The organism is Flavobacterium sp. (assembly GCF_044377315.1).
Taxonomy (GTDB): Bacteria; Bacteroidota; Bacteroidia; order Flavobacteriales; family Flavobacteriaceae; genus Flavobacterium.
The window spans coordinates 77093-92003 of the sequence record NZ_JBILJG010000006.1; the positions used below are offsets into that span (position 1 = coordinate 77093).

The 14911-nt window shown below is 31.6% G+C and carries 17 protein-coding genes; 3 read left to right on the forward strand and 14 right to left on the reverse strand.

Translation table 11 applies throughout. The features are described 5' to 3' along the window. The first annotated feature begins 4 nt into the window (after positions 1-4). A complete protein-coding gene (locus tag ACIQ66_RS03330; protein WP_396211384.1) occupies positions 5-1426 on the forward strand; it encodes a choice-of-anchor B family protein in 1422 nt (473 codons plus the stop codon). After that, a complete protein-coding gene (locus tag ACIQ66_RS03335) occupies positions 1423-2775 on the forward strand; it encodes a hypothetical protein (protein WP_396211385.1) in 1353 nt (450 codons plus the stop codon). The genes ACIQ66_RS03330 and ACIQ66_RS03335 overlap by 4 nt, the downstream gene beginning before the upstream one ends. 12 nt (positions 2776-2787) lie before the next feature. Here ACIQ66_RS03335 and ACIQ66_RS03340 read toward each other — a convergent pair whose 3' ends face one another. From ACIQ66_RS03340 to ACIQ66_RS03395, 12 genes are all read right to left on the reverse strand, one after another. Beyond that, positions 2788-2961, reverse strand: a complete 174-nt coding sequence (locus ACIQ66_RS03340) for a hypothetical protein (RefSeq protein ID WP_396211386.1) — start codon at positions 2959-2961, stop codon at positions 2788-2790. A gap of 138 nt (positions 2962-3099) precedes the next feature. After that, positions 3100-3300: a hypothetical protein gene (locus tag ACIQ66_RS03345; RefSeq protein WP_396211387.1), complete on the reverse strand. Its 201-nt coding sequence runs from the start codon at positions 3298-3300 to the stop codon at positions 3100-3102. A 129-nt stretch (positions 3301-3429) separates the two neighbouring features. Beyond that, entirely contained in the window at positions 3430-4029 is a 600-nt protein-coding gene (locus ACIQ66_RS03350; RefSeq protein WP_396211388.1) for a class I SAM-dependent methyltransferase, read from the reverse strand. Beyond that, on the reverse strand, positions 4030-4224 hold the full coding sequence (locus ACIQ66_RS03355) for a DUF6132 family protein (RefSeq protein ID WP_396211389.1): 195 nt from the start codon (positions 4222-4224) through the stop codon (positions 4030-4032). 1 nt (position 4225) lies between these two features. Beyond that, positions 4226-4492 carry a cation transporter gene (locus ACIQ66_RS03360; RefSeq protein ID WP_396211390.1) on the reverse strand — a complete coding sequence of 89 codons (267 nt, stop codon included), beginning with the start codon at positions 4490-4492 and terminating at the stop codon, positions 4226-4228. 10 nt (positions 4493-4502) lie between these two features. Beyond that, positions 4503-4805, reverse strand: a complete 303-nt coding sequence (gene trxA / locus ACIQ66_RS03365) for a thioredoxin (RefSeq protein WP_396211391.1) — start codon at positions 4803-4805, stop codon at positions 4503-4505. A gap of 2 nt (positions 4806-4807) precedes the next feature. Continuing rightward, on the reverse strand, positions 4808-5005 hold the full coding sequence (locus ACIQ66_RS03370) for a hypothetical protein (protein ID WP_396211392.1): 198 nt from the start codon (positions 5003-5005) through the stop codon (positions 4808-4810). Positions 5006-5012: 7 nt separating this feature from the next. After that, on the reverse strand, positions 5013-6419 hold the full coding sequence (locus ACIQ66_RS03375; protein ID WP_396211393.1) for a rhodanese-like domain-containing protein: 1407 nt from the start codon (positions 6417-6419) through the stop codon (positions 5013-5015). Positions 6420-6542: 123 nt separating this feature from the next. Next, complete coding sequence (locus ACIQ66_RS03380) at positions 6543-7961, reverse strand: rhodanese-like domain-containing protein (protein WP_396211394.1); 1419 nt, start codon at positions 7959-7961, stop codon at positions 6543-6545. A 116-nt stretch (positions 7962-8077) separates the two neighbouring features. Beyond that, on the reverse strand, positions 8078-8872 hold the full coding sequence (locus tag ACIQ66_RS03385) for a sulfite exporter TauE/SafE family protein (protein WP_396211395.1): 795 nt from the start codon (positions 8870-8872) through the stop codon (positions 8078-8080). Continuing rightward, the gene (locus ACIQ66_RS03390; protein WP_396211396.1) at positions 8873-9508 is read right to left on the reverse strand and encodes a Crp/Fnr family transcriptional regulator; all 636 of its coding nucleotides are present in this window, start codon (positions 9506-9508) and stop codon (positions 8873-8875) included. Next, positions 9508-9966 carry a DUF1801 domain-containing protein gene (locus ACIQ66_RS03395; protein WP_396211397.1) on the reverse strand — a complete coding sequence of 153 codons (459 nt, stop codon included), beginning with the start codon at positions 9964-9966 and terminating at the stop codon, positions 9508-9510. Before ACIQ66_RS03395 ends, ACIQ66_RS03390 begins: the two co-directional genes overlap by 1 nt. A 143-nt stretch (positions 9967-10109) precedes the next feature. Here ACIQ66_RS03395 and ACIQ66_RS03400 point away from each other — a divergent pair, with 143 nt between their 5' ends. After that, positions 10110-12251: a glycoside hydrolase family 97 protein gene (locus tag ACIQ66_RS03400; protein ID WP_396211398.1), complete on the forward strand. Its 2142-nt coding sequence runs from the start codon at positions 10110-10112 to the stop codon at positions 12249-12251. A 119-nt stretch (positions 12252-12370) separates the two neighbouring features. Here the strand turns inward: ACIQ66_RS03400 and ACIQ66_RS03405 are convergent, their stop codons facing one another. Both ACIQ66_RS03405 and ACIQ66_RS03410 read right to left on the reverse strand, forming a co-directional pair. After that, positions 12371-12754 carry a hypothetical protein gene (locus tag ACIQ66_RS03405; protein ID WP_396211399.1) on the reverse strand — a complete coding sequence of 128 codons (384 nt, stop codon included), beginning with the start codon at positions 12752-12754 and terminating at the stop codon, positions 12371-12373. Between the two features lie 5 nt (positions 12755-12759). Continuing rightward, entirely contained in the window at positions 12760-14400 is a 1641-nt protein-coding gene (locus tag ACIQ66_RS03410; protein WP_396211400.1) for an RHS repeat domain-containing protein, read from the reverse strand. Positions 14401-14911: the final 511 nt, after the last annotated feature.

The window sequence follows — 14911 nt, forward strand, 5'->3', positions numbered from 1 at the left end:
GGTTATGAAAAAATTAATAATTATTTTACTTTTAACAGTTTCAAGTTTTACCATTGCTCAAAATTGTATTAATGGATTTGCAGGAATTTATCCTTGTAATAATATTGATTTGAAAGCACATATGCCTTTTTCTCAAATTGGGGGTAATAACAATACAACTGAAGGCAGCGGATGTTGGGGTTGGACTGATCCATTAACTAATAAGGAATATGCTATTATGGGTTGCTCAACACATACCGCTTTTGTTGATATTACCAATCCTAGCGCACCTGTTTATAAAGGTAAAGTTTTAGGGCACAATAATACATCTAGTATTTGGAGAGAAATTAGCGTAATAAATAATCATGCATTAATAGTTAGTGAAACAGCTGGTCATGGGATGCAAATATTCGATTTAACACGATTGCGAAATGTAACAACACCACAAACATTCACTCCTGATGCCAGATATACTGGATTTGGAAATTGTCATACTGTATCAAGCAATCCTGCTACAGGTTTTACTTATTGTGATGGGACAAATCTTGTTAACGGTGGCCCCCAAATTTTAGACATGCAAAATCCTACAGCTCCTGTTTTAGTTGGCAGTCATGACGATGATGGTTATACACATGATGCTCAAATTGTTCTTTATGATGGTCCAGATCCAGATTATCAAGGGCAAGAAATTTTTATGGGTGCCAATGAAAATAAAGTAGCAATTGTTAATGTTACAAACAAATCTAATCCTGCTACAATTTCTAACTTTACATATAACAACAACTATTATGCTCATCAAGGTTGGTTTACAGCTGATAAAAAGTATTGGATATTAAGTGATGAGTTAGATGAACTTAATTTTGGTTTTAACGGAAGGTCAATTATTATTGATGTGACCGACTTAGATAATCCTGTTTTAAAAGGAGAATATTATGCAACCACATCAGCAATAGATCATAATGGATACTGTATTGGTAATGATTTTTTCCTAGCTAGTTATACAGCAGGACTTCGAATTCTCAATACAAGTTCTATTACAGCAACAAATACAATGAATGAAATTGCTTTTTTTGACACCTATCCTAGTAATAATAATGCTCAATTTAATGGAGTTTGGAATACGTACCCATTTTTTGCTAGCGGTAGCATTATAATGAGTGATATTGACACTGGTTTGTATATTGTAAAGAAAAGTGCATCCCTTAGTTTTCAAGATTTTGAAAGAAATTCATTTAAGTTAAGCCCAAATCCAGCAACAAATATGGTCAGTATTGAATCTAAAAATTTAATAGAAACTATAGAGATTTTTGATTTAATAGGAAAAAGAATTAAAACTATAAATTCTATTAATAGTAATCATATAGATTTGAATATTGAAGATTTAAATTCAGGCGTTTATATTGTTAATGTAAATAATTCAACTTCATTAAAATTAATTGTAAAATGAAAAAAATAATATTTATAGTATCATTTTTTGTTTTTTCTTGTTCAGATTCTAATCAGGTTGATGAATTAGTTTCCATTTCTAAGTCAACTATTGTAATGAGTAAATCATTTGGTGGATCTATGGAAGAAAACATCAGTGGAATAGTAAGTACACCTGATGGAGGAATGATTATTATTGGGAGTACTAATAGTAATGATGGAGATATATTAAAAGGTAATGATAAAATAGATATTTGGATTTTAAAAATTGATAAAGAAGGAAATAAGGTTTGGAGTAAAACAATTGGTGGTTCTCAAAATGATTATGGTACAAGTATAATTGCCACAAAAGATGGAAATTATGTAATTGCTGGATATAGCGCAAGCTCTGATGGCGATGTGCCAGGAAATGTTGGGTTTCATGATTTTTTTATAGCCAAGATTAATGGTTATGGTGATATAATTTGGAATAAAAATTATGGTTTTACTGGGCATGATCACGCTCATAAGGTAATACAAACTAGAGATGGAGGATATTTTGTAGTTGGTTTTGCAGAATTTTCTGGAATAGAAGGTAGTGGAGGAACTGAAAATAATGGAGAAGGCCACGAAATTGGACATAGAAATGTTCTTCATGGTTCAGGTGAGTTTATCGGTATAAAGATTGATGAGAATGGAAATTTCAAATGGTATAGATATTTCGGCGGAACACAAAATGATAGAATAAATGATGTTGTTGAAGCAAACGATGGGGGTTTAGTTATGGTTGGATATTCTGAAAGTTCAAATTTTGATATTACAGACAGCAAAGGAAGTTATGATTTTTGGGTTGTAAAAATAAATGAGAATGGAGCTTTGCATTGGAAACATAATTATGGTGGTTCTGCAATAGACCAAGCATATGGAATAACCAAAACAAATAATAATTCGTATTTAATTGTTGGAAGAAGTAACAGTGGTGATAAAGATGTTTCTAAATCTCTTGGTGGTTTTGATGCTTGGGTGATTCATATTGATGATCATGGACATCTTATTTGGAATAAATCATTTGGAGGTACAGAGTTTGATACGGCTACGACTATCAAAAAACTTTCAAACGGAAACTTTGGCGTCGTTGGAAATACAAGGAGTATTATAGATGGTAAAACAATTAAAGGACAAAATGATTTTTGGATTTTCGAAATTGATAATAAAGCGAATTCTAGTATTTTTTGGGAAACAACCGTTGGTGGTTCAAGTTTTGATGTTGCGACTGATTTCTACCAAAATAGTCAAAATGAAATAATAGTTGTCGGAGATTCACAAAGTAATGATTTTGATACCCAGCAAAATAAAGGAGAAAATGATTTATGGGTTGTAAAACTAAAATAAACAACTAAAATCCTAAAGGGAATGGTCATTTTTCAATAATGAAAACTGACTTTTTACTTTTGTTAATGGAAATAAATGCTGACTAGCTGCAAAATAAGCCATTACTGAAAATAGAGCAGTTGGTTTTGGTTGTGAAAATAAATCAAGAAAATAAGATGAAAAAGCAAATACTAAAAGTGTACCCATTAGCACTCGAGTAATGATTGTTTCATTTCTTATAATTATAAATATTATTGATTAGTTTTTTAAATATAAATAAAAAAGTAATAAAAAAACCACTCGTTTTTTTACGAATGGTTTGATTTTAAGACAATTGAAGAAAAATTATGCTTTTTTATCTTCTTTAGCTTTTTTGGCTGAGCAACATCCAGCTTTTTTCTCAGCAGTTCCACAAGCTTTTTTCTCTTCTGTAGAACAAGATTTTTCTGTTTTAGCTTTTTTCTCTTTTTCTTGTGGCTCTTGTGCAGAAACATTCATTGAAAACATAAAAGCTGCAACAGCTAAAATTGACACTAATTTTTTCATTTTTATTTTTTTTAAATTGTTAATTTCTTTTCTATTACAAATTCTGAACCAAATATATAATTATTTTTTTGTTTTTAAAACTAATTAACTTTTTTGTAACTAGAAGAGTTCATAACTAAAAATTGTATTTCAGCAATGTTTCTTGGCAATAAACCTGACTACATTTGCTCTACCTATATGATACTTTCCTTCGTTTAATTCTGTTTCAATGGTTTCTAAAATTGAAAATTGAACATTTGGAAATTCTTCTTTTATTTCTTCTTCAGAAAATAACATTTTGATGTCTTTTGGTCCGCCTGAAGTGTATTTCAATTGTTCTTTACCAAATGCTTCAAAAATAATTATACCATTTGGTTTAAGTAAAGAAAGTAATTTATGGTGAAATTGTTTTCTTATTTCGGCTGGAACATGAGCGTAGATTAAAACGATTGCATGAAATTCATTTTCAGAATAATTCAAATCTTCCAAAAAACCTACTTTGTAATCGATTGATGTTTTGCAGTTTTGAGCTAATTGGATTGCTTTTTTTTGACCTTCTTCACTTGTATCGAATGCGCTAACTTCGTAACCCAATTGTGCTGCAAAAACGGCATTTCTGCCTTCACCTTCGGCTGGAAATAGTATTTTTCCTTTGGTTATTTTTGAAATATTTTCATTTAAAAAAACATTCGGTTCACAACCATAGGCAAAATCAGCTTCGGCATAGCGTTCGTTCCAGAAATTGTTCATCTATTTTTTTGGATTGGTAACGAAAATATTGAACAATAATCCTCCCATTAATCCGCCGTATAATGAACTATTTAGCGGTTTGGAAGTTATAGCGCATGTTCCGCTGGCACATCCTACATAATAATAGTAGACGTAACCTGCAATTGCTCCTACAACAACACCAACTGATGTAATAATGATTACTTTTTTGTTCATTTTATATAGTTTGACTCATTCTGCCAATTGCACAATTTACATACGATTTGGCTTGACGAAGTAAGGTGTTTTCTCCTTTTTCAGGATAACCTAATTCGTTTAATTTAGCAATGATAATTTCTCTTTCAGCATTTCCATTTACAAAAATGGTGTCAATCTCTTTATTAATTGTTACATCTTCCACATTTTTTAGTTTGAGAAGCGCTGTTTTTATACTATTCATGAAACCACCGCATTTTATGTTTTCAACTTCAAAAATTGTTTCCATGTTATTTTTTCTAATTTGTTTTATCCAAAATAGTTTTGATGATTTCTTCTTTAGAAACTACACCAGACTGTCGCCAAAGTTGTTTTCCATTCTGAAATAAAAGCATTGTTGGAACACCTCTAACTTGTTGAATTGAAGCTAATTCCTGATTTTTGTCAACATCTACTTTTATGATAGAAATACGTTCTCCAAGACTATCCTTTACATCTTTTAGAATTGGGCTAAGCATTTGGCATGGACCGCACCAAGTTGCATAAAAGTCTATCAATACAGGTTTATCAGAATTTATAATATCTTGAAAAGTATCGTTCATAATTAGTTTTTTTTATCATAATTAACATTACAACCATTTGGTCCACAACCCATATTAAAAAAGGCTTGAACCAAAAAGAAAATTCCAAAAACTATAAAAAACCATTCGTGAGTAACATATGCATTATAAAATAAGAATAATGCCAGTGCAACTCTAAGAAATCGCATAAAATGCCAGTTGGTAAATAGTAGTTGTTTCATTTTTAATTTATTTCAAAGTTGATGGACAAACGTAGTTTGTTGTCTTAATTCCGGTATTTCTAATTGCTGAAAATCCACCTAATACATTTACCACATTATGATAACCACGCGCTTTTAAAATCGATGCAGCAATCATAGAGCGATATCCTCCAGCACAATGCAAATAGAAAGTTTCTTCTTTTGGAAACTCTGCTATGTGTTCATTTAAGAAATCGAGTGGAGTAGAAGGAACATCAACAATATGCTCTGCTTTATACTCACCTGGTTTTCTAACATCAAAAATTGGAGCATTTTGATTTACTTTATCTTCAAGAACTTGAGCGGAAACTGAAGTAACCGTATCATATTCTAAACCAACATTTTTCCAACTTTCAAATCCACCTTTTAAGTATCCTAAAGTATTGTCATATCCAACTCTTGCTAATCTCTTTATAGTCTCTTCTTCACGACCTAGTGTAGTTACCAGTAGAATAGGTTGTTTATAATCTATAATTAAAGCACCAACCCAAGGGGCAAATTGCCCATCAATTCCAATAAAAATTGATTTAGGGATATGACCTTTTTCAAAATCATCTTGATGGCGAACATCTAAAATTAATGCATCGGTTTCGTTAGCAACCAATTCAAATGTTTTAGCATCAAAAGTTTTTGCCTCTTTAATAATATCTTCAACATTTGCATAACCTTCTTTATTCAATTTCACATTCATAGGAAAATAGGCAGGAGGAGGCAATAAACCATCAGTTACTTCAGCAATAAATTCTTCTTTGGTCATATTGGCTCGAAGTGCATAATTAGTCGCTTTTTGATCACCAATACTTCCTACAGTTTCTTTGCTCAAATTTTTGCCACAAGCACTTCCTGCACCATGTGCTGGGTAAACAATAACATCGTCTGCCAATGTCATTATTTTTGAACGTAAACTGTCATATAAAAATCCAGCCAATTGTTCTTGTGTCATATCGGCTGCTTTTTGTACTAAATCTGGACGACCAACATCGCCTAAAAACAAGGTGTCGCCACTAAAAAGTGCATAATCTTTCCCATCTTTATCTTTTAACAAAAAACAAGAGCTTTCCATAGTATGTCCTGGTGTGTGCAAACATGTTATTGTTATTTCTCCTAGTTTAAAAACTTCACCATCTGTTGCAATATGAACATTAAAATTTGGTTTGGCTGTTGGTCCAAAAACTATTGGTGCACCTGTTTTTTCTGCTAGAGTTACGTGACCACTAACAAAATCTGCATGAAAATGCGTTTCAAAAATGTATTTTATTTTGGCATTATTTGCAGTAGCAATATCAATATATGGTTGTACTTCACGCAAAGGATCAATGATTGCAACTTCTCCATTGCTTTCAACATAATAAGCTCCTTGTGCTAAACAACCAGTGTATATTTGTTCTATTTTCATTTTTCTAATTTTCTGTAAAATTAAATAGTTTTGGTAGATAACATAGTAACAATTGTTACAATTTTAACAAAAAAAATCGGGAAGAACTAGATGTCTTTCTAAAGATTAAATAAAAATACTATATTACAATAGTGTAGATGGACATACGTATTCTGTTAACGGTAAGTTAGTGGCTTTAATGGTGTTAAATCCACCAATTACATCAACGAAATTATCGAAACCTCTTTGTTTTAAAATTGAGGAAGCAATCATACTTCTATAGCCACCTAAGCAATAAACAATAAAGACTTTATCTTTTGGAAATTCAGCTAAATGATTATTGATTTCATTCAATGGAATATTTATAGCATTAACTAAATGTTCTGAATTGTATTCGCTTCTTTTTCTAACATCAATTAGAACTAATTTATCTTTGTTGTAATGTTTTTTTAGTTGTTCAGCAGTTATTCTGTTTACAATATTTATTTCTTTATTGGCAGCTAACCAGCTTTTAAATCCTCCCTCTAAATACCCAATTGCGTGATCGTATCCAACTCTAGATAATCGAATTATGGCATCATCAACTTTGCTGTTATCATCAGCTACAATTAAAATTTCTTGATTTGAATCTAAAATCATTTCGCCAACCCACATTGCAAAATTGCTTTCCAAACCAATATTAATACTAGATGGAATAAATCCTTTTGCAAAATCTTCTGCTCTTCGTGTATCCAAAATTAAAGCTTTAGTTTCGTTTGCTACAACTTCAAATGTATTGGCATCATAAGGTTTGTGACCGCGAATCATGATCTCATCTAAACTTTCATAACCTTGAATATTCATTAAAACATTTTTCGGAAAGTATTGAGGAGGCGTTGTTAATCCGGTCAAGATTGCTTTTACAAATTGATCTTCAGTCATTTCTTGCAAAGCATAATTTGTTTTTTTCTGATTTCCTAAAGTATCTGTTGTTTCTTTACTCATCATTTTGCCGCAAGCACTACCAGCTCCGTGATTTGGATAAACAATCAAATCATCAGACAATGGCATAATTTTGTTTCGCAAAGAATGATACAAATGACGTGCTAATTTGTCTTGAGTCAAGTCAGCAATGACATGTTGAGCCAAATCTGGTCGACCAACATCACCAATAAATAAAGTATCGCCAGAAATAATTCCGTGTTCTTTTCCGTTTTCATCCGAAATTAGGAAACACGAACTTTCCATAGTATGTCCTGGAGTGTGAATCAATTTTACTAGTACATCACCAACTTTAAATACCTCACCGTCTGTGCCAACATGAATGTCAAAACCAGTTTTCATGGTAGTTGGTCCGTAAACGATTGTTGCGTCTGTTTTTTTAGCTAAATCAACGTGACCACTTACAAAATCAGCATGAAAATGTGTTTCAAAAATGTATTTTATTTTCGAATTATCTTTTTGAGCTCTGTCAATATAGGGTTGTACTTCGCGAAGTGGATCAAAAATGGCAACTTCTCCATTACTTTCAAGGTAATATGCGGCATGTGCCAAACATCCAGTATATAGTTGTTCTAACTTCATATTTATAAATTTTCCTCAAAATTACTATTTATAACTTATTGAAAACATGATAAATATCACTTAAAATAATAGAATATACTGAGATTTTTTTTTAATTTAAACTAAAAAGCTGTAAATCATATTAATTCTTTTAGAATTATATATATCCCCATAACTAGAACAAGCCAACCAAAACCCGATTTTAGTTTTTCTCCAGAGTATTTTTTTGAAATAGAATTCCCGATAAAAACACCAATTATGGAGCAGAATGTAAAAGTTAGAAGTAATTTCCAATCAATAATTTGTTCAGGACGTAAGTCGCCTAGAAAGCCAATTAATGATTGAGTTGCCACAATGAAAAGGGAAGTTCCTACGGCAATTTTCATGGGAATTCTTGTCAAAAAGAGTAAGGCTGGAACGATGAGAAATCCGCCGCCAGCACCTACAAAACCTGCGACAAAACCAATTAAGAGTCCAATACAAACTATCTTAAAATAGTTGGGTTTTATATTTTCTTCAACGATTTCTTTAGATGGTTTTATCATCCTAACAGAAGCAAAAATCATCACAATAGCAAAAATTACCATTATAAAAACCGATTTATTTAGAGTAAAGGATTGATTAGAAAAGATAATAGTTGGAATTGAAGGCACAACAAATTTTCGAGTAATAAAAACTGAAAGAATAGTTGGTATTCCGAATAAAAATACTTTTTTAAAATCGACTAAATTTACTTTTGCTTTTTGAATACCACCAAATAAAGCAGTAATTCCTACTGTAAATAATGAATAGGCTGTTGCTAAAATCGGTTCGACACTCATAACATAAACCAAAATTGGAACTGAAAGTATTGAACCACCACTTCCAACCAAGCCAAGTGTAATACCAACGACAACTGCTAAAAAATAGCCAATTAGATGATTTGTTTCCATTTATTTGGTAGTCAATAATTCTATTGAAGCTCTATGCAATTTTATTTTTCTTTCGTTTTCTAATGCTTTTAATAATCTTGAAATCACTACTCTTGAAGTATGCAAATCATAAGCGATTTCTTGATGTGTATTTTGGATTTGTTTGGAATTGTTTATTTTAGCTTTTTCAAATAGATAGTTCAACAATCGTTCATCCATATTCATGAACGCTAAGTTATCAATAGCAGAAAGCATTTCTTTTAATCGATTATTATAACTGTTAAAAACAAAATTTCTCCACGATTTATACTTACCAAGCCATTCTTCCATTTTGTTTACAGGAATCATGATAAGTTGAACATCTGTTTCGGCAACAGCTCTAATTTCGCTTTTTGTATCTCCAAGGCAACAAGCCATTGTCATAGCACAAGTGTCACCTTTTTCTATAAAATATAATAGTAATTCGCCTTCGTCAAAATCTTCTCTTAAAATTTTGATTGCTCCTTTCAATAATAAAGGCATGTTTTTGATATAATCGCCAAAATCAATTAAAATAGCACCTTCTTTAAAATCATATATCTGAGCAACTTGAGCAATTTCTTCCAGAAGTTTTTCTTCAAAAATGATTCCGTAATTTTCTTTTATTATATCTAACATTAGTTTCTTTTTAGTGTTTTTTCATATTGTTCAACCCATTGTTCAACTGTTACTTTTGAAAGTAATTCACCAATCAAATCAAAAGGAATATCGTTCATTTTCTTGAAACGGATGCAACTTTTTCCCATATCCAATTTGGATTTACAATAGTTAGGATATTCAGCCGAAAACCAATCATGTAAATTTTTATCAGAATAAACAGTCATGTGATAGATGTTTATGGAATTTTTTTGTGATGCAATAGCAAAAAAAGGTAATGGATCTTTCGGATTGCAATGATAACCATTTGGATAAATCGTAAGCGGTACAACATAACCCAACATACCATAACTTATTTGCTCTTCAAAACCATCGGGTAGATTTTTTAGAGCTATTTCGCGAAGTTTTTGTATGACTTCTTTTCTGTCATCAGTAAGTTCGGCTATATATTGCTCAGGATTTGTAGCTTTTGATTGCATAATTTCCAAATTAAATCAGATTTTAATTGCTTTTACAACAAATATAATAAATCTATTTAATTTTCAATAGTTATTTAGATTAATACAATTGTAAATTTTGGATTTTTGTATATTTGTCAGATACAATTAATTTTTTTTTAAAAATGAGAAAAATATTTTTATTCGCTTCCCTTTGTTTTACTTTTTTTTTGGCTAATGCACAACAATTAAAATCTCCGAACGGAAATTTTATAATGACATTTTCAATAAATGATAATGGAGTTCCAACTTATGATTTAGCTTATTATGGAAAAACGGTTATTAAAACAAGTAAATTAGGGCTTGAATTAAAGAATGATAAAAAGTCGTTGTTAAATGATTTTACTATTGCAGATTCAAATATATCTACATTTGACGAAACTTGGAAGCCAGTTTGGGGTGAAGAAAATAAAATTAGAAATCATTATAACGAATTGGCAGTTACTTTAAATCAAAAAGAAACCGATAGGCAAATTGTTATTCGTTTTCGTCTTTTTGATGATGGTTTAGGATTTAGATATGAATTTCCACAGCAAAAAAATCTTGTGTATTTTGTAATAAAAGAAGAAAAAACACAATTTGCAATGACTGGCGATCATACTGCTTTTTGGATTCCAGGGGATTATGATACGCAAGAATACGATTTTACCGAAAGTAAATTATCTGAAATAAGAAAGTTATTCAAAGGAGCAGTTTCAGAAAATGCTTCTCAAAAACAATTTTCTGATACTGGAGTTCAAACATCTCTTATGATGAAAACCCAAGATGGAATTTACATCAACTTGCACGAGGCAGCTTTGATTAATTATTCTTGTATGCATCTGAATTTGGATGATAAAAAAATGGTTTTTGAATCATGGTTAACTCCTGATGGAAAAGGCGACAAAGGACTTATTCAAGCACCTACTACTTCGCCTTGGAGAACGATTATTGTTAGTAATGATGCTAGAGATATACTAGCTTCTAGAATGACTTATAATCTTAATGAACCTTGTAAAATAAAAGATACATCTTGGATAAAACCAATTAAGTACGTTGGTGTTTGGTGGGAAATGATTACTGGAAAAAGTTCGTGGTCTTATACTGATGAGTTTCCAGCTGTACAACTTGGAGTAACAGATTATTCTAAAGCAAAACCAAACAAAACACATGGTGCTAAAACCTCTAATGTTAAAAAACATATTGATTTTGCTGCACAGCATGGGCTAGATGGTGTTTTGGTAGAAGGTTGGAATGAAGGTTGGGAAGATTGGTTTGGTCATTCAAAGGATTTTGTGTTTGATTTCTTAACGCCATATCCCGATTTTAATTTACCAGAAATTAGAGATTATGCTAAAAGTAAAGGTGTAAAAATGATTATGCATCATGAAACTTCTTCTTCTGTTCGTAATTATGAGCGTTATATGGATAAAGCATATCAATTTATGAAAGACAACAATTATGATGCCGTAAAAAGTGGTTATGTTGGAAATATTTTGCCTTCAGGCGAACACCATTACAGCCAATGGATGATAACTCATTATCAGTACGCAATTGAAAAAGCAGCTGAATACAAAATCATGGTCAATGCTCACGAAGCAGTTCGCCCAACAGGTATAGCTAGAACCTATCCTAATTTAATAGGAAATGAATCGGCTAGAGGAACAGAATTTCAAGCTTTTGGTGGTTCAAAACCAAATCACACAACTTTATTACCTTTTACTAGATTAATAGGTGGTCCGATGGATTATACACCGGGTATTTTTGAAATGGATATTAAAAAGTTTAGTCCAAACAATAATTCGCATGTTAATACTACTTTGACCAACCAATTAGCTTTGTATGTTACTATGTATAGTCCATTACAAATGGCGGCAGATTTACCAGAACATTACAATCAGTTTTTGGATGCCTTTCAGTTTATTAAAGATGTAGCTGTTGATTGGGATGATAGTAAGTATCTTGAAGCTGAACCTGGAAAATACATTACAGTTGCTCGTAAAGCTAAAGGAAAATCTGATTGGTTTGTTGGTAGTGTAGGAGGAAATGATACACGAACATCGGCAATAAAGTTTGATTTCTTAGATTCAGGTAAACTATATATTGCTACCATTTATGCAGATGCTAATAATGCACATTATAAAACGAATCCGCAAGCCTATACCATCAAAAAAGTTTTGGTAACTAACAAATCCAAACTTTCTCAATTTGTTGCTGTAGGTGGTGGTTATGCCATAAGCATTGTAGAAGCTGGTAAAACAGATGTAAAAGGATTGAAAAAACTGTAAAATAGTTTGACTATATAAAATCAAGAACCATTTATTAATTGCTCGGTTTTTTGTTAGTATATTACTACTTTTGAAATCTTATAAATAGATATTAATACTTACCATAATATTTACATTGACTATTTTATATATGGTAAATTATCTTTCTTACACCACTTAATCTTTCGTTTATTTAAAAAATACCAATGCTTCCATTTTTCTAATGTCTCTTTGTCAACATATGAAGCCAAAGATTGTGCAGTAAATTTAACAGGAGCTTTAATTTTTGTTATTTCTTGAAGAAAAATTATTGCTTTATTAGCATATTTATTAATGTATATTTTCTCTCCGTCATCAAGAGTCATTTCATCAAAATATAAACCATTTTCGTTTAAGTTTTTATTTTCACTTAATTCTAAATCTAATGCTTTAAAATAATGATTAAATGTTGAATCAATTTTAACTTGATTTTGTCCAAAAGCTATAATGCTGAACATTATAAAAAATATATTTATAGTTTTCATTTATACTATTTTTGTACTTGATTAACGTTACCGTTTAGCATTATTATATTTACAGTTTTTGTAGTTTTTCCAATAGTGCTTGTGCTTTGGATAGCACTTCCTCCAGGTATTGGATTGCCAGCTTTATCATTGATTTGAAATGTTCCAACATCACTTCGTACACTCCCGTTTATTGCATTCTCAGTTTTTAATCCTTGAGCGTGAGAAGTATAAACTGATGGAGCTGAAGGAGGAGATACCGAAGTTACCTGCTTGTCATATTGTTCAGCTACTTCGTGCCCAATTGCACCTTGAGATGATACAAATTCAGGAGTTGTCAAATCACTACTTCCAAGTTTTTTTGCATCTGCAATATCTATTTGTCCTGTATCAAAACTTCCAATTTCTACAGTTGGATCATTAGCTACAATATCAATTTCAGTAGTAGCAGTATCACTAATTGCCTTGTCAAATGTATCATATAATGCTTGTTGTTGTTCTGTCATTGGACCTTCAACATTAGTTTTAGATAAAGAAGCCTTGCCATTTGCATCAATATTTAAACTATGAGTACCTCCTAATCCATTATTAACTTCATTTTTAAATGAATCTACAGCTTGAGGGCTACTACCTGTAACAACCAACTCATCACCCGGCGTTGCCATCATTCCATCTGGGTCAATAAAATATATAGGATTATTAAGAGCGTATGTGTATGGAGAAAAGCGTCTTGAAGTTTCGGCTTTTGGATCAATATTCATCCATCTACCTATAGCTGGGTCGTAGTTTCTAGCACCGTAATCGTAGAAGTTAAGCCCTAACTCGTCTTGGAACTCCTTCCCGTTGTATTTATACTTATACATCGCCGATTCAGCCGTATTACCGCCACCAGGTATAGCTCTTAACTCCACTTTGGTTTCATTTAAAACCGCTTTATGCCCTCTTAAATCACTGTTGTAGTTGGTGTGTTTGAGCCCAAACGGATAGTAGTTGTTTTCTTCAATTATCTTAAGAACGTTCAAATTATAATCCCATGCATAACTCAATCGTATATTACCCAAATGGTCAAGATAATTAAAAACATAGTTAAAATTATCTTTTTTTGCACCACCATTTTTAAGAGTTTGCGTATTGGTTACATAGCCCTCTGCATGCGGAAAAAACTCTAAAATTTGCGCTTTGTGCTGAAATCCATCCAAATAATCTGTTGTTACCATACTTGGACCATCAGTAACCACTTTTTGCAACTTTGCACCCTGTGCGTTGTAAAGATAAGTAATTTTTTTAGAATTACTGTTGTTAAAAATAATTTCGGTTGGTAGGTTTAAATGGTTATATTTGATATTTGTTATCCCTTTGTTGGCATCGGTTAGCATGTTTCCGTTGGCGTCATAAGTGTAATCTATATCATTAACAGTGCTTCCTGTTTTGTCTTTAAAACCTTGTAAACTATTAGAATTATCATGTACGCCTTTTAATTTGTTGTCGTTACTGTCATATTTATAGGTTAGATTATCAATTTCTAACGGATTGTTTATAGGTAAATCTTGTCCGCCGTTTCTATATAAATTGGTAATATTTCCGTTCTTGTCGTAGCTCATGCTTTCGTTGTAGGCATTAGTAAGTGGGGCGTTGGCATCGGGTTTGGCATAGACAGCGTTGGTCAATCGGTTTAGCTTGTCATAATCAAAAGTGTATTTACGCTTTATATTATCGCTGTTGCTACGCCAGTAAACTTCACTGATATTGCCGTTGTATAATGCTTTATCTATATCGTTTGGGGTTTCATATACTATTTGAAACGAAAATAAGTTTTTGGGAGTAGGGGCGAATGGCTCGGGCTTTATCAGTTATCCTTGTTCCCGCTTTTCGTTACAACCTGTCTGCCGGCAGGCAGGTCTTTTTATTGTTTTGTAAAACATTAAAAAGGATTTCCATTGCAAATGAAATTCATCGAACTCCTATGAAAAATTTAAACCAGTGAGATAATCGGGACTATTTCAGCATTTTTTTATTTACTTAATATGTTTTTCAGAAGACTTTAGGATTCAACAGGGATGTTTTTAAACAAAATTTGTTTTCCAAAAACCGCATATTCAGTGTTTTAAAAAAAAGAATAAAAAAGGTTTGATTTAAATTTGGAAAGGGTAAAAAAGAATTATTATATTTGCACCCCGC

What these genes read in the sequence shown, in the direction of transcription:
- ACIQ66_RS03330 (WP_396211384.1), top strand. Translation starts at nt 5, where the DNA reads ATGAAAAAATTAATAATTATTTTACTTTTAACAGTTTCAAGTTTTACC.
- ACIQ66_RS03335 (WP_396211385.1), top strand. Translation starts at nt 1,423, where the DNA reads ATGAAAAAAATAATATTTATAGTATCATTTTTTGTTTTTTCTTGTTCA.
- ACIQ66_RS03340 (WP_396211386.1), bottom strand. Translation starts at nt 2,961, where the DNA reads ATGGGTACACTTTTAGTATTTGCTTTTTCATCTTATTTTCTTGATTTA.
- ACIQ66_RS03345 (WP_396211387.1), bottom strand. Translation starts at nt 3,300, where the DNA reads ATGAAAAAATTAGTGTCAATTTTAGCTGTTGCAGCTTTTATGTTTTCA.
- ACIQ66_RS03350 (WP_396211388.1), bottom strand. Translation starts at nt 4,029, where the DNA reads ATGAACAATTTCTGGAACGAACGCTATGCCGAAGCTGATTTTGCCTAT.
- ACIQ66_RS03355 (WP_396211389.1), bottom strand. Translation starts at nt 4,224, where the DNA reads ATGAACAAAAAAGTAATCATTATTACATCAGTTGGTGTTGTTGTAGGA.
- ACIQ66_RS03360 (WP_396211390.1), bottom strand. Translation starts at nt 4,492, where the DNA reads ATGGAAACAATTTTTGAAGTTGAAAACATAAAATGCGGTGGTTTCATG.
- trxA (WP_396211391.1), bottom strand. Translation starts at nt 4,805, where the DNA reads ATGAACGATACTTTTCAAGATATTATAAATTCTGATAAACCTGTATTG.
- ACIQ66_RS03370 (WP_396211392.1), bottom strand. Translation starts at nt 5,005, where the DNA reads ATGAAACAACTACTATTTACCAACTGGCATTTTATGCGATTTCTTAGA.
- ACIQ66_RS03375 (WP_396211393.1), bottom strand. Translation starts at nt 6,419, where the DNA reads ATGAAAATAGAACAAATATACACTGGTTGTTTAGCACAAGGAGCTTAT.
- ACIQ66_RS03380 (WP_396211394.1), bottom strand. Translation starts at nt 7,961, where the DNA reads ATGAAGTTAGAACAACTATATACTGGATGTTTGGCACATGCCGCATAT.
- ACIQ66_RS03385 (WP_396211395.1), bottom strand. Translation starts at nt 8,872, where the DNA reads ATGGAAACAAATCATCTAATTGGCTATTTTTTAGCAGTTGTCGTTGGT.
- ACIQ66_RS03390 (WP_396211396.1), bottom strand. Translation starts at nt 9,508, where the DNA reads ATGTTAGATATAATAAAAGAAAATTACGGAATCATTTTTGAAGAAAAA.
- ACIQ66_RS03395 (WP_396211397.1), bottom strand. Translation starts at nt 9,966, where the DNA reads ATGCAATCAAAAGCTACAAATCCTGAGCAATATATAGCCGAACTTACT.
- ACIQ66_RS03400 (WP_396211398.1), top strand. Translation starts at nt 10,110, where the DNA reads ATGAGAAAAATATTTTTATTCGCTTCCCTTTGTTTTACTTTTTTTTTG.
- ACIQ66_RS03405 (WP_396211399.1), bottom strand. Translation starts at nt 12,754, where the DNA reads ATGAAAACTATAAATATATTTTTTATAATGTTCAGCATTATAGCTTTT.